At 48.1% G+C, this 14,940-nt stretch carries 13 protein-coding genes; 6 read left to right on the top strand and 7 right to left on the bottom strand.

The genetic code is table 11. The annotated features are described in order from the left end of the window. The first annotated feature begins 4 nt into the window (after nucleotides 1-4). Nucleotides 5-1,384, top strand: coding sequence for a malonyl-CoA decarboxylase (locus MED92_RS11515; RefSeq protein ID WP_007021720.1), 1,380 nt, complete (start codon nucleotides 5-7; stop codon nucleotides 1,382-1,384). Nucleotides 1,385-1,407: 23 nt separating this feature from the next. Further along, entirely contained in the window at nucleotides 1,408-2,151 is a 744-nt protein-coding gene (gene phbB, locus MED92_RS11510; protein ID WP_007021719.1) for an acetoacetyl-CoA reductase, read from the top strand. Nucleotides 2,152-2,283: 132 nt separating this feature from the next. Here the strand turns inward: phbB and MED92_RS11505 are convergent, their stop codons facing one another. Then, nucleotides 2,284-5,523 (bottom strand): transporter substrate-binding domain-containing protein, encoded by a 3,240-nt coding sequence (locus MED92_RS11505; protein WP_007021718.1) that lies wholly within the window; start codon nucleotides 5,521-5,523, stop codon nucleotides 2,284-2,286. A 194-nt stretch (nucleotides 5,524-5,717) separates the two neighbouring features. Between MED92_RS11505 and MED92_RS11500 the strand changes: the two genes are divergently transcribed. Next, complete coding sequence (locus tag MED92_RS11500; protein WP_007021717.1) at nucleotides 5,718-6,116, top strand: hypothetical protein; 399 nt, start codon at nucleotides 5,718-5,720, stop codon at nucleotides 6,114-6,116. Between the two features lie 21 nt (nucleotides 6,117-6,137). Next, on the top strand, nucleotides 6,138-6,656 hold the full coding sequence (locus MED92_RS11495; RefSeq protein ID WP_007021716.1) for a MerR family transcriptional regulator: 519 nt from the start codon (nucleotides 6,138-6,140) through the stop codon (nucleotides 6,654-6,656). Nucleotides 6,657-6,687: 31 nt separating this feature from the next. Here the strand turns inward: MED92_RS11495 and MED92_RS11490 are convergent, their stop codons facing one another. After that, nucleotides 6,688-7,674, bottom strand: a complete 987-nt coding sequence (locus tag MED92_RS11490; RefSeq protein ID WP_007021715.1) for a permease — start codon at nucleotides 7,672-7,674, stop codon at nucleotides 6,688-6,690. Nucleotides 7,675-7,839: 165 nt separating this feature from the next. On the opposite strand from MED92_RS11490, the gene MED92_RS11485 reads away from it, so the two are divergent. Then, nucleotides 7,840-8,148, top strand: coding sequence for an ArsR/SmtB family transcription factor (locus MED92_RS11485; protein ID WP_007021714.1), 309 nt, complete (start codon nucleotides 7,840-7,842; stop codon nucleotides 8,146-8,148). Between the two features lie 44 nt (nucleotides 8,149-8,192). On the opposite strand, the gene MED92_RS11480 is transcribed toward MED92_RS11485, so the two are convergent. The 5 genes from MED92_RS11480 to MED92_RS11460 all read right to left on the bottom strand — a co-directional run bounded on the left by MED92_RS11480 (nucleotide 8,193) and on the right by MED92_RS11460 (nucleotide 12,845). Further along, a complete protein-coding gene (locus MED92_RS11480; RefSeq protein WP_007021713.1) occupies nucleotides 8,193-8,597 on the bottom strand; it encodes a CBS domain-containing protein in 405 nt (134 codons plus the stop codon). A gap of 22 nt (nucleotides 8,598-8,619) precedes the next feature. After that, nucleotides 8,620-10,185 carry an alkyl hydroperoxide reductase subunit F gene (gene ahpF / locus MED92_RS11475; RefSeq protein WP_007021712.1) on the bottom strand — a complete coding sequence of 522 codons (1,566 nt, stop codon included), beginning with the start codon at nucleotides 10,183-10,185 and terminating at the stop codon, nucleotides 8,620-8,622. Nucleotides 10,186-10,282: 97 nt separating this feature from the next. Continuing rightward, nucleotides 10,283-10,840 (bottom strand): alkyl hydroperoxide reductase subunit C, encoded by a 558-nt coding sequence (ahpC, locus tag MED92_RS11470; RefSeq protein WP_474662386.1) that lies wholly within the window; start codon nucleotides 10,838-10,840, stop codon nucleotides 10,283-10,285. A 314-nt stretch (nucleotides 10,841-11,154) separates the two neighbouring features. Then, nucleotides 11,155-12,084: an electron transfer flavoprotein subunit alpha/FixB family protein gene (locus tag MED92_RS11465; protein WP_007021710.1), complete on the bottom strand. Its 930-nt coding sequence runs from the start codon at nucleotides 12,082-12,084 to the stop codon at nucleotides 11,155-11,157. Between the two features lie 11 nt (nucleotides 12,085-12,095). Continuing rightward, nucleotides 12,096-12,845, bottom strand: a complete 750-nt coding sequence (locus tag MED92_RS11460) for an electron transfer flavoprotein subunit beta/FixA family protein (protein ID WP_007021709.1) — start codon at nucleotides 12,843-12,845, stop codon at nucleotides 12,096-12,098. Nucleotides 12,846-13,189: 344 nt separating this feature from the next. Between MED92_RS11460 and MED92_RS11455 the strand changes: the two genes are divergently transcribed. Next, a complete protein-coding gene (locus MED92_RS11455) occupies nucleotides 13,190-14,845 on the top strand; it encodes an electron transfer flavoprotein-ubiquinone oxidoreductase (protein WP_007021708.1) in 1,656 nt (551 codons plus the stop codon). The last annotated feature ends 95 nt before the right edge of the window (nucleotides 14,846-14,940 follow it).

Raw genomic sequence — 14,940 nt, 5'->3', positions numbered from 1 at the left:
AACAATGCCTAGTCAGATCAGTAATAGCTTTCTCGATCGCACCCTGAACCAGTTAAAAAAGGTTTGGCATGAGCTCGCTGTGGATAAACAGCAAAGCGAGGCTTTGCAGCTTTCTGAAGAGATCAGTGAAACAGAAGAGGCACAACTACTGGCCTGGATGGACAGCTGTCTAACCCATGCCGGTGGCGAAGTCGCCGCCCGACGACGTGCTGCGCTTCTCGGGGAAAACTATCTGGCGTTGAATGCTCAAGGACGTCTCAAATTCCTCCAGCTGCTTGCTCAACACTACGATGTCGATGATACCGCCGTCGAACAAGCCATTGAGCATTGGCGCAATGCAGGTAATGAGGATAAAGCAGCCAGCCGCATAGCCCTTCGCGATAAACTGGATCCACCTCGCATGAAGCTGCTCAGTCAGTTCACCGAGCTACCGGAAGGGATTAAGTTCCTTGTCGATATGCGGGCGGAGCTACTGGATCTGCGTAAAGAGTATCCTGAACTACTGCCTCTGGAAGCCGACCTGAAACGTTTACTATCCAGTTGGTTTGATATCGGCCTGCTGCAGATGGAGCAGATCAACTGGCATTCAGGTGCCCATCTGCTGGAAAAGCTGATCGCATATGAAGCCGTTCATGCGATACAGAGCTGGGACGATCTAAAGAACCGCTTAGAGTCAGACCGACGCTGCTTTGCCTTCTTTCACCCTAAAATGCCCGATGAACCACTTATTTTCGTCGAAGTAGCCTTAGTTCAGGGGTTAGCTGATAACGTCCAGAAACTACTCGATGAAGACGCGCCGATTCTGGATATGAACGAGGCTGACACCGCCATTTTCTATTCAATATCCAACGCCCAACGGGGGCTTGCCGGCATTAGTTTCGGTAACTTCCTGATCAAACGCGTGGTGGCTGAGCTGCAACACGATTATCACAACCTGACCCAGTTCTCGACGCTGTCACCTATACCTGGCTTCCTTCGCTGGCTGCGTAATCAGGACCAAGAGAAGCTTAAAACCCTCCCCGGTGGAGAGACCTGGCTTCAGCTAAGTGAGCCAAGGCTTCCGGACGGCTGGCACCTGAATGAAGAAGACATAGAAGCTCGCCAGGAGCCATTAATGAAGCTGGCAGCTCACTATCTGAGTCAGGAGAAACGTCGAGGTAAAACCGCGCTAGACCCTGTCACTAATTTCCATCTGAGTAATGGTGCTCAAATAGAACAACTTAACTGGCTAGCGGACAGTTCTGAAAATGGGCTGAAGCAATCTGCGGGGCTTATGGTGAATTATCTATACGACCTGTCACACATCGAAAGCCGCAGTTCAAATTACAGTACGGGAGGCGAGATTGCTCAATCTTCCCGTTTTAAAACCTTACTGAAAACTTAAAAATAAAAATAAGGAGTTTACCGATGACACAACGTGTTGCCGTCGTAACAGGTGCCCAGGGAGGTCTGGGTGAAAGTATGTGTAAAGCACTATGCCAGCAAGATCGCCAAGTGGTAGGTAGTTACCTGCCAGGCCAGGAAGCTGAAGCCAAACAGTGGCAAAGCACCATGAAAGAAGCAGGCTTCGACGTGGCCGTCTACCCGCTTGATGTAACCGACTATGATCACTGCTGTACCTTCATCAGCAAAGTTGAAGAGGAAGTGGGCCCGATCGATATTCTGGTTAATAACGCTGGCATTACCCGCGACGGCCCGTTGAAACGCTTGCAACCGGAACAGTGGCGAGCCGTTATCCAAACCAACCTTGATTCCATGTACAACATGAGCCAGCCGATGTTTGAAGCCATGTGTAACCGTGGTTTCGGGCGTATTGTGAATATATCCTCACTGAACGGCGAGAAAGGTCAGTTCGGCCAGGCTAACTACTCTGCGGCAAAAGCAGGTATCTACGGTTTTACTAAAGCCATCGCTCTGGAAGGCGCACGTAAAGGGGTAACGGTTAACGCGGTTTCTCCTGGTTACATTGATACCCCAATGGTTCGCCAGGTACCAGAAAATGTACTCAACGCCATTGTTGAAGGTATTCCTGTAGGCCGTCTGGGTCAGCCCGAAGAGATCGCTCGCGCAGTGACTTTCCTGACTGCCGATGATGCAGGATTTATCACAGGGACTAATCTGTCCGTCAATGGCGGCCAGTATATGAGTTAAACCACTCCGGATTGATACTGCAATACACGCCTTCTCTCAGCGAAGGGTGAGTGCTCTGTTCACCCTGTATTGCATATAGGTATCAAACCGATTTTGGGGCTTTCACTTGAAAGCCCTTTTTTATCCCTGCATCTAATCCGTTTGCGGATCTGTCAGCGCTTGCTTCCGACCCACCATCACCTGATTCTTACCATTATGCTTGGCCACATATAGCGCCTGATCGGCACGCTTAAAGATAGTGCTCAATGAGTCACCGTCATAGAGTTCACTGATACCAATGCTGACCGTTTTCTGCCCAACGACACCAAAGTCAGTTTCCGCAATGATGGTGCGTAGTTTTTCCGCCAGAACATAAGCATTAGCCGAGGAGGTGTTTTCACATATCACGACAAACTCTTCACCGCCCCAACGTCCCACGGTGTCGATCTTTCTCACGTTGCTTTTCAAAACATTAGCTAAGTCTTTCAGCAACTTATCACCAACATCATGGCCAAAGTTATCGTTCACATGCTTGAAGTTATCCACATCCAGCAACAGCACAGAAAACTTAAGTCCGTGGCGCTCATGCCGCTCCATCTGTGCGGCTAAAAGCTCATCAATCTTCAGACGGTTATTCAGCCCGGTAAGCGTATCCGTTACCGAGAGCTCCTCAATACGTTTCTGATCGGTGATATTTTCTGAAATCGCCCGATACCCAACCACCTCACTATCACGAAGCATCGCTTCAATATTCACATTCAGGTAGACACATTCACCTTGCTTCGTGGCGCACTTCAGCTCCCCAGACCAGGATTGTTGTAAGCGTAGCTGCGCCCAGATCTGATCAAATAGTGCCGTGGGTTGGTCCGGGCAGGTGTATCTGCTCATCTGATGGCCCAGCACCTCGTTTTCCTGATAGCCCATCGCTTCACAGAAAGCCCGGTTAGCGCTCAGGATATGCCCGGCAATATCATAAGTACTGATCAGCACAAAACGATCCACCATTTTTTGTCGGGAGATAATGGTCTGATTAGCCCGGGCAAGCTTTGCATTCAGGCGGGCGACCGTACGGTTTCTATAAAGCAGTAAACCGGCTATCAATGTGAAACCAGCAAGCAGTTTCCAAATCAGTGAATAATCAACGCTCGGCTGATAATTAATCGATATCCAGCGGTTTTGAATGCTTTGGTGTTGTTCCAGACTTATCTGCTGAATCGCTTTATTAAAAATACTATTAAGCAGCGGCTGTTGTTTATCCGTTCCTAAGCCCAGCTCCCAATTTTCCTGAAAGCGGCCAGAGACTTTCATTTCACCCAGATAGGTTTGCTGAATCAGGTATCCCACAACCGGTAGGGCATCCGCATAACCAAACAGTTCTCCGCGACTCACCTTACGCATACCATCCTGGGCATCTTTAACATCGACAAACACTAACGATGGAAATTGCTGCTCGAGCAATGGCTTGATCGCGAAACCTTCAGCGATACCAATCCGCTTATCGTTTAAACCGGTGAGGTCTGCGATATAAGCCTGATTTATGCCTGTCACGAGTACTAAAGGTATGCTCATATAGGGTTTAGAAAAATCCAGATAAGCTTCACGCTCTGAGGTTTTCATGATGAGGGAGAAGAGATCACAGCGTCCCTCTTTACCCGCCGCAAGGCTATCCTTCCATGAGTAACTCTTAACAAACTCCATAGGTAAGCCAACAAACTTACGGAAATGTGCCAGATAATCAGCGGTCATACCGCGATGCTTACCCTCGATAACACCTTCCAATGGCATCCAGTTTGGATCAATACAGACATTTAGTTTTTCTTTTTGACGTAGAAAAGCCCGCTCTTCATCGTTTAAACCCGCATCTAACAGCTGCCCGGGGCCTGTATTCATCCACTTCTGTTTCAGGTCACCTACCTTGCTTGAAGGCAGCTGAGGCACCGTTTTTTCAAGAATCGAAAGCAGCAGATGATTTCCCTTAGCGACCCCCATAGGTAGCTGAGTGATCTTAGGCAGTTCAATGTCACCTATGGGCGCAATTCTTAAATTACTCAACCAGTTTTTTTGGATGTAATAGTTAAGCGCCGGGAGGCTCCCAATCACAGCATCGGCGCGCCCTTGCGCAACAGTCTGGATCGCTTCACTGGTACTCGACGTGAGCAGTAACTTAAGATCTGGATAATGCTTACTTAGATAGCTATGTAGAAAAGTTTTGTTGGCCACAGCAACGACCTTATCTTTAAGATCAGCCGCCGTTTCAATAACGACATCGCTATTGACCGCAAACCCTGTTGTATAAACGATATGATCAAAGTTGGTATAGTCGACAAAGCTCTTACGTTCCTCTGTAACAGCTATATGAGGGATTAGGTCAAGCTCTCCCTTCTTAAGCATCTCCAGATACTCATGCCAGGGCTTATTACTGACAAAATCAATCTCAACGCCTAAGGTTTCGGCCATCAGCTGCATATAGTCAGTGGTATACCCCTGAGGGTTGTTATTCTCATAAAAACTAAACGGGGGGAAAGTGTTAAGGTTCATCACCTTAAGAACGGGTTTCTCCGCCAGATACATACGCTCTTCACTGGATAAAAAGCTAAGCCTGTCATCCGGTGTCCAAACCCAACGAGCCAATATCCGGCTACGTTCATCATGGGTCAGCTCGGTGACTGCCTTGCCAATGATATCCAGCAGAATCCGGTTCTTTGGCGCACTGGCAATCACACTATTTACGGGGAGAGAATCAACGACATGAACAGGCTCAATTTCCAGTAAAGCATTACTGCTAAGCAGGTAGCTATCCAGATTCATGCCTAAAACAACATCAGCACGGTCATTTAGCAGTAGGTTTATTGCATCAATAGGGCTGTCTGCCGGCACCAGAGTAATTTCATCGGCTCTCTGTTCCAGATAACGTTTGATAAAAATCTTCTTTTCATGAAACGCTACACGCAAACCGGCAAGATCGGTGTCTTTGTATAACTGAAAGTCCCTTTGCTTTTTGGCAAACGCAACGGTCGAAAAATTAACCGGGGATGGGGTCACTTCAAAACCATATGACTTTGCGGTTTCTTGATTCATGGCGCCAACAAGATCAAGCTCACCTTTCTGCACCCGGTCTAATACCGATAACCAGTCATCCGCAACATAACGAAATTCGATCCCCAGCTTTTCGCCAATCAGATCATATGAATCGGGAAGAATGCCGCTAATAGAGCCATCCGCAGCCTCAATAAACAGTGGCTGGAACCGCATTGTTTCGCCGACACTGACCACAGGATGGTCACGCAGCCATGACTTCTCTGATTCTGATAGGTTCAGAGCAGCGGAAGCTAACTGAGGTATACAAAGTGCCAAACAGAAGAACAGAACTACACGGAAGGAAAAAACGGACATCAAAGAGGCTCGGCCATAAATACTGCATAGAAATTAAGGTTATCACTCTTTTTTAGATAATAACCAGCCCTGAATACCCCTAAATACTGAGACCTTGGTCGCTAGCTAAGAAACCAGGGAAGCTGTTTGACCTGACTATAACTTCACAGTTTAGCCTTAAATTGTATCCCCCAGACAATATTGAAGGTGCCCTTATGCAGATCCACGATGATGTTTTTATTCAGGAATTTGAAACCCTGACACTTAAGCCGGAATACTTCGATCATAAAGGCCATATACGCCTGGCATGGCTATATCTTCAACAATATGATCTTGAAACAGCTGAGCAGAAAGTCTGCTTTGGTATTAAACGTTATGCCGAAAGTTTAGGCGCAACAGACAAGTTCCATTTTACGGTGACTTCAGGGCTAGTCCGCATTATGGCAAAGCGAATTGAGCAGCAGGCATCTTCCAACTGGCAAAGCTTCATCACACACAATACAGATCTGATCGAAGACTCAGCAGCTGTTCTGAACCAGCACTTCAGCGCTACACTGTTACAAACCGAGATGGCCCGCACCCAGATACTCGCTCCAGACCTTCTCGCTATTTAACATCACGATTAAGAGCAAGCCATGTATACCATCAGCCAACTCGCAAAACAGATGAACCTGTCTCGCTCTTCACTGATCTACTACGACAAAATCGACTTGCTAAAGCCCTCCTGCCGCAGCAGCTCAAACTATCGCCTCTACAGCGAGCAAGATAAGGTAAAGCTCGAACAGATCAACCAGTTTCGGGCCGCAGGGCTTAGCCTGGAGGCGATAAAACAGCTTTTACAGCAAAATAACAGCTCTGCTGGGCTGTTTCTTGAGCAACGCCTTGAACAGATTAACCACGAAATCTGTCAGTTGCGCTCGCAACAGCAACAGATCGTTAACTTGTTAGGCCAAACCACGCTTCTGCCATCAACCCGACTGGTGAATAAAGCGCAATGGGTTGAGATGTTAGAAGCCAGCGGAATGGATGAAGCTGACATGCGCCAATGGCATATTGAATTTGAGCGGAAACTGCCTGAAGCGCATACTGATTTTCTTCAATCTCTGGGGATTCCTGAGCAAGAAATAGAGATCATAAAAAGCTGGGCGAAGTAACAAACTCCGCCCTCAATTGCCCACACTAACCCTAGAAAAGTAGATGGTTAAAGGCGAACCCACCAATGACCGCCATACTGAAAATCACACTCAAAAAAGCCAGCAGCAGCGGCCAGTAGAACAACCTTTTCAATAGAATAACTTCAGGCAAACTCGCTCCCCCGCTGCCTATCACCAAAGCGATTATCGCTCCCAGGCTGACGCCCTTAGCCGTAAAGGAGCCAATCAATGGCAGCAAAGCAGTCACCCTGATATACAGGGGAATGCCAATGAGTGCTGCGACAGGTACTGCCGCCGGATGATCCGCACTGGCAACCTGGGCAAAGAAATCCGCAGGAACAAACCCATGCACAAAAGCCCCAATGAGCATGGCCAGAACCATATAGGGAAGCATTGAGCGGAACAGCCCCCAGCTTTCCAGCCATGCTTTGTGCCACATACTCGGTTCCTGCGTCTCTTTAGTGCAGCAACGACTTGCTTCCGACTCAGGTTCACCACACCCGGTGCTACAACCTGACGCGGAAAGGCCCAGCATCTCCTGTTTGATATAGCGTTCAAAACCAAAATGGCTTAACAAGATCCCAGCCAGTATCGATGCCACGAGCGCCAAGCCTGCGTACCAAAGGGTGACTTCCAGACCCAGTACAGGGATAAACAAAGCGATGACGATCGGGTTGAGCAGTGGCGATGTAAAGAGAAATGTCATCGTCGGGCCAAACCCAGCCCTCGCCTTGAGCAAACCAATGAGCATCGGGATAGTTGAACAACTACAGAAAGGAGTTACCGCCCCCAACCCCGCTGCAAGTAGGTAGCCACGCCCTTTTCTTGCCCCGAGCAAACGTTGAATTTTCTCAGCAGGAAGGCGTTGATTAATTAACGCAACCACATAACTGATCACTATAAAGAGCACCGTAAGCTCGACGAACAGCTGTACAAACATAGCCGCGCTATCCGCCAACATCACTTTTAGATCAGGCGTTAGAAATACAGATGGCTCAGTTTCAGGTATCTGTTTCATAGTTATTTCCACATTTATCGAAATATAAACTCAAAAAAATAGGCGTATCAACGGAGAGTGAACGGCCTATATTTCCATATTTATAGAAATATAAACATAAACGGATTAGCGCGGTCAAATAATTTCCATTATTATGGAAATATATTTAACGCTTTGGATGAAAGTATGCAGCTCGAAATTGCCGCAAAACGCCTGGCTGAACTAGGTCACGAAACACGCTTAAGGATTTTTCGTCATCTTGTCCGGGGCGGACATCAGGGAGTTCCTGTCGGAGAGATCCAAACATCTTTAGATATACCGGGCTCTACACTCTCGCACCATATCAGTCGATTAATCAATGTCGGACTCGTGGTACAAAGACGTGAAGGCAGAACGCTTTACTGCATTCCTCAGTATGAAGAGCTGGATGGGTTGATCGGTTTTCTTAAAGAGGAATGTTGTATCAACGAAAGCACCGACAATAGCGGCTGTTAGAACAAGAAAGGCAGATAGAATATCTGCCTTTCTCTGGTTTACCCTCAGAATGCCTTACAAGCTTCCAGCGACTCCGCAAGCGCCTGAACAACATGCCCACGGGTTAAAATGCCAACAAATTTGCCTTCTCTGGTAATGGGAAACACTTTTGGTTTGCCCGAGCCCATAAGCTGCGCTGCAGAAAAGACAGTCAGATCTTCAGACAGATGCAGCGGATTTTTTCGCATAATATCCGCTACAGTTATATGGCTATCGCAGTGATAACTCTCGGTTAACAGCCTGGTTAAGCAGTCCTGCTCTGACACGAAGCCCTGGAGTTCACCATGCTCATCCACTACAGGTAAACCCAGTACCCCAGCCTCTGTAATTTTATCCACAGCCTCTTTTAAGCCCATCTCAGGCGTCAGCGCTGTGATACGTCGGCGTATAATATCTTTTACTTTTAACATAGTAGTCGCCTCCTGAAGCCGCTTACGCCGCTTCTTCCTCTACAGATTCTCTGATCAGATAGTCAAATGCGCTGAGGGCTGCTGTAGAACCCGCACCCATCGCGATGATAATCTGCTTGTAAGGTACGGTGGTCATATCACCCGCAGCAAAGACGCCTGGCAGGGACGTTTCACCACGCTCATTAATCACTACTTCACCCTGTTGGCTAAGCTCCATAGAGCCTTCCAGCCATTCGGTATTCGGAATCAAGCCGATCTGTACAAAGACCCCTGCCAACGCCAGAGTATGCTGGTCGCCACTGCTTCGATCCTGATATTCGAGCCCCGTTACTCGCTCTCCATCGCCAATAACTTCAGTCGTCATCGCGTTCATAATGATCTTAACGTTGGGTAACGATCGGGCTTTACGTTGCAACACTTCGTCCGCGCGTAAGCTGTCGGCAAATTCCAGTACAGTGACATGTTCAACAATACCAGCCAGATCAATGGCAGCTTCAATACCGGAGTTACCCCCACCGATAACCGCTACTGATTTACCTTTAAACAGCGGTCCATCACAGTGAGGGCAGTACGCGACGCCGCGACCTTTATATGCTTGCTCGCCGGGAACATTCATCTCTCTCCAGCGCGCCCCTGTGGATAAAATAACGGAACGGCTTTTAAGTACAGCGCCACTCTCAAGCTCAATCTCGATCAGCTCATTACGCTTTATCTGCGCGGCTCGCTGGTTCTGTACCAATTCCACGTCATAGTTCAGCACATGTTGTTCCAGGTTCGCGACCAGTTTGGGACCCTCAGTTGCCTGCACTGAGATAAAGTTTTCAATCGCCATCGTATCAAGTACCTGACCACCAAATCGTTCCGCAACGATCCCGGTCCGAATCCCTTTACGTGCAGCATAAATCGCTGCGGAAGCTCCCGCAGGACCACCGCCCACGACCAGTACATCGTAAAGTTCTTTATCATTCAGTTCCGCGACTTTATCCTCAGCTGAGCCACTATCCAGCTTATCCACAATCTCGGTTAAGCTCATGCGGCCCTGACCAAATAATTCGCCATTCACATACACGGCAGGCACCGCCATCACTTTGCGTGATTCAATCTCATCCTGAAACAAAGCACCGTCAATCATGCTGTGCTGAATATTAGGATTTAGAACCGCCATCAGATTGAACGCCTGCACAACCTCTGGGCAGTTCTGACAAGAGAGCGATATATAGGTCTCCACCTTCAACGGATTATCCAGTCGTTTAATCTGCTCGAGCAGCGCGGCTTCCTCTTTCGCCGGGTGACCACCTGCTTGCAACAGCGCTAACACCAGAGAAGTAAACTCGTGGCCCATTGGGATACCGGCAAATTCTACCCTGGGCGCTTCACTCGCAGGTGCGACCGCCATGGCAGGCACTCTTCCTGAAGCAACAGGACCATGAATTAAAGAGACCTTGTCGGATAGCTCAGCAATCTCTTTGGCCAATTGTTCAAGTTGCGTAGACTTTTCACTATCATTAAGAGATACAGTCACTTCTACCGGCGTCACTATATTCTGAAGGTATGCGTCTAACTGTTTTTTTACGTTGGCATCAAGCATATAAGTACCTCTGCATAGCCCGCAAAAATGCTGGCTCCTGAATGAGTAAGTTAGTAAGGCTGCCGAAGCAGCCTCTGTGGTCTGGCTAGCGATCGGTTTAGATTTTGCCAACCAGATCCAATGATGGTGCCAGTGTTTCTTCACCCTCTTTCCATTTAGCCGGGCATACTTCACCAGGGTGTGCAGCAACATACTGAGCCGCTTTGATCTTACGAACCAACTCACCTGCATCACGGCCAATACCACCAGCATTGATCTCAATAATCTGGATCTTGCCTTCTGGATCGATCACAAAAGTGCCACGTTCGGCCAGTCCTGCTTCTTCAATCATCACCTCAAAGTTTCGAGTAATCAGGCCTGTTGGATCACCAATCATTGGGAAGTTAATCTTCTGAATAGTGTCAGAAGTGTCATGCCATGCTTTATGGGTGAAGTGCGTATCTGTTGATACCGAGTACACTTCAACACCCATCTCCTGAAGCTGTGGATAATAGTCAGCCAGGTCACCCAGCTCCGTCGGACATACAAAGGTGAAATCTGCAGGGTAGAAGAAAAATACCGACCACTTTCCTTTCAGATCAGCCTCAGACACATCGATAAATTCGCCGTTGTGAAAAGCGCTTGCGTTGTAAGGTTTTACTTCAGTGTTAATCAGTGAATTAGACATGCTTAGCTCCTGTAGCTGTGCTGTGTTTGCGTTACAGGAGTCATACTAGGAGGGAGAGATCTTTAAATAAAATTAATTATAGCTACGATTTTGATAGCTTATTTTTATTTAAATTTAACTATCTGATATTGCTAGTTTTTATACAGAAGTATTAGAGAGCGATAGTGATTAGACATAAAAAAGCCGGTACGCGGGGTACCGGCAAAGAATAAAGGCATCATGTCTATCGGACGCAAATCCAAAACAAGCCTTTCCAGAGTGAAAGAGAGCCAGCTCAAGCAAGACTGACTCGCCTTCGGTGCTTAGATCTTCTGTTCTAGCTCAGGTACCGCTTCGAACAGATCAGCAACCAGACCGTAATCAGCAACCGAGAAAATCGGCGCTTCTTCATCTTTGTTGATTGCTACAATAATCTTGGAGTCTTTCATACCTGCCAGATGCTGAATCGCACCGGAGATACCCACAGCGATGTACAGCTCAGGGGCAACAATTTTACCTGTCTGGCCTACCTGCATGTCGTTTGGTACAAAGCCGGCATCAACCGCAGCACGGGAAGCGCCTACCGCAGCTCCCAGCTTGTCAGCTACTTTTTCCAGCAGCGCAAAGTTTTCACCGTTACCCATACCACGGCCACCTGAGATGATCACATCCGCAGCGGTCAGTTCTGGACGATCAGACTGAGCCATCTCTTCACCAACAAAGCTGGAGATGCCTGCATCGTGAGCAGCGTCAACCGTTTCAACGGCTGCTGAACCACCTTCTGCAGCAGCGGCATCAAATGCTGTGCCACGTACAGTAATCACTTTAACCGCATCCATTGATTCCACTGTCGCAATTGCGTTGCCTGCGTAGATTGGACGCTGGAAAGTATTTTCAGATTCAACCGCTGTAATATCAGAGAGCTGCGCCACGTCCAGCAGTGCTGCAACGCGAGGCATAAAGTTCTTACCTGTGGTGGTCGCTGGAGAAACAATGTGGCTGTAGTCTTTTGCCAGTTCAGCCACCAGCTTGCCCATGTTTTCTGCAAGCTGATGCTCGTACGCTGCATTATCAGCAACCAGTACTTTAGCAACGCCTGCAACCTGTGCAGCGGCTTCTGCTGCTGCACCACAACCTGCGCCTGCAACCAACAGGTGCAGATCAGCACCCATCTGAGATGCCGCAGTAACGGCGTTCAAAGTAGCACCTTTAAGGGTGCTGTTATCATGTTCTGCAATTACCAGAATAGCCATGCGATACCCCCTTAAAGTACTTTCGCTTCGTTTTTCAGTTTGTCGACCAGCTCATCTACGCTAGCCACCATAATGCCCGCCTGACGTTCCGCAGGAGGGGTAACTTTCAATAGCTTAGTGTGAGCTTTCAGCTCAACACCCAGATCAGCAGGGGTCTTAACATCCAGCGGCTTACGCTTCGCTTTCATGATGTTAGGCAGAGAAGCATAACGTGGCTCGTTCAGACGCAGATCGGTAGTCACGATCGCAGGCATGTTCAGCGCAACAGTCTGCAGACCACCGTCTACTTCGCGCGTCACATTAACTTTATCGCCATCAATCTTAACTTCAGACGCGAAGGTACCCTGAGGCATATCGGTCAGTGCAGCCAGCATCTGGCCGGTCTGGTTGTTATCAGAATCGATCGCCTGTTTACCCATAATTACTAGGCCTGGCTGCTCTTCATCGATCACTTTTGCCAGCAGTTTGGCAACGTTCAGTGACTCAGGCATATCTTCAGTTTCGATCTGGATGCCACGGTCTGCACCTAAAGCCAGCGCCGTACGAATCTGCTCCTGGCAAGTTTTAGGGCCAATAGACACCACAACCACTTCAGAGGCAGTGCCTGCTTCTTTCAGACGAACCGCTTCTTCTACCGCGATTTCACAGAATGGGTTCAGGGCCATTTTTACATTGGCCAGATCTACATCGGTGTTGTCCGACTTAACACGTACTTTGACGTTGTAGTCGATAACACGCTTAACTGTTACGAGTACCTTCATCAGCAAAGACCTTTTAGTTCTAGTTGTACGGACGCCTATCACGTCCTGTTTTGCTTTATAGTATCAGGCTCAGTTTGCACCAATTGGCCTGATACCGAATAAGTATTTTCCCTAATCATACTCATTTATGACCAATAAGCAATATCCCTTACTGACAATTTCGTTCTTATATAGATAGAAGTCTGCAAATAACAAAACTATTCACTTATTGGGGAAAACCCTTATAATGGATTTATAACCAATGAGCTCATCCGTAAGTCTGGATAGTTCAAATAACTATAAGAATCGCGCAAGTACAGCAATAGCGCGCAGATTCTCCAACTGAGCATGAGGGGAGATCGACAATGACACGTGAGTCGATGGAATTTGATGTAGTAATCGTAGGTGCAGGACCAGCAGGCCTGTCCACGGCATGCCGCCTGATGCAGCTGGCTCAGGAAAAAGAGCAGGAGCTAACTGTCTGTGTCGTAGAAAAAGGTTCTGAAGTCGGTGCACACATCTTGTCAGGAGCAGTCATCGAAAGCCGTGCGCTGGATGAACTATTCCCGGACTGGAAAGAACAGGGCGCACCACTCACAACGGCCGTGACTGAAGATGAAGTCTATCTGTTAAAAGATCCAGAAAACGGCAGCAAGATTCCTAATGCCTTTGTGCCAAAAACAATGCACAACAATGGCAACTATATTGTCAGCCTGGGTAATGTAAGCCGCTGGTTAGCAGAACGCGCTGAAGAACTGGGAGTTGAAATTTTCCCGGGTTTTGCTGCAGCAGAAGTGCTTTATAACGAAGATGGCAGCGTCAAAGGTGTCGCAACCGGCGATATGGGTCTGACCGAGAACGGTGAGCAGAAAGACAGCTACATGCCAGGTATGGAACTGCATGCGAAATACACGGTTTTCTCTGAAGGTTGCCGTGGTCATCTGGGTAAAGAACTGATCCAGAACTTTAACCTGAACACTAAAGCCGATGCACAGCATTATGGTATCGGTGTTAAAGAGCTATGGGATATCCCTGCTGAACAGCATAAACCAGGTTTGGTTGTGCACGGCTCTGGCTGGCCTCTGGATAAAGGCACCAGTGGTGGCTTCTTCCTGTACCATACAGACAACAATCAGGTCGTGGTCGGTCTGATCGTCGACCTGAACTATGCTAACCCGTACATCAGCCCATTTGATGAATTCCAGCGTCTGAAGCATCATCCGGTTTTGAAGAAACATCTGGATGGTGGCACACGCGTATCTTATGGCGCCCGCGCTATCACCAAAGGTGGTTTTAACTCTCTGCCTAAGATGAGTTTCCCTGGTGGTCTGGTTGTTGGCTGTAATGCCGGCACCCTGAACTTCAGTAAGATCAAAGGCACACACACCGCAATGAAATCGGGAATGATCGGTGCTGAAGCGATCTTCGAAGCGATCTCCTCTGGCTGCGAAGGCGGCAAGGATCTGGATCGCTATGCTGAACTATTTGAGCAATCCTGGCTGCATGACGAGCTGTTCCGTTCACGTAACTTTGGCCCGGCGATGCATAAGTTCGGCGCGATTCTGGGTGGTGCATTCAACTATATCGATCAGAATATCTTTGGCGGTAAGATTCCGGTTACCCTGCACGATAATCACGAAGATTACGCGCAGCTTCAGCCAGCAAGCAACTTCCAGCCAATTGAATATCCTAAGCCTGACGGCAAGTTGAGCTTTGATAAGCTGTCTTCCGTATTCCTGTCGAATACTAACCACGAAGAAGATCAGCCTTGTCACCTGAAACTTAAAGATGCCAGCATCCCGCTTGAGCAGAATCTGGTGAAGTTTGCAGAACCTGCACAACGCTACTGTCCAGCCGGCGTATATGAAGTGGTAGAAGATGAAGAGAACGGAGGCCAGCGCTTCCAGATCAACTCTCAGAACTGTCTGCACTGTAAAACCTGTGACATTAAAGACCCAGCACAGAACATTACCTGGGTTACCCCTGAGGGTATGGGTGGCCCAAACTATCCAAACATGTAATGGCTGACTAAGCCGTACTCTATAAAGAACCTGCAAATCCGGGATCCTGTACATTGGGGTTCCGGATTTTTTTATGCCTAAACAACCTTTCTGAT

The sequence above is a fragment of the Neptuniibacter caesariensis genome (assembly GCF_000153345.1).
Lineage (GTDB): Bacteria > Pseudomonadota > Gammaproteobacteria > Pseudomonadales > Balneatricaceae > Neptuniibacter > Neptuniibacter caesariensis.
The sequence above is the reverse complement of the archived record's forward strand: the minus strand, read 5'-3'. Positions and strand labels throughout refer to the sequence as shown.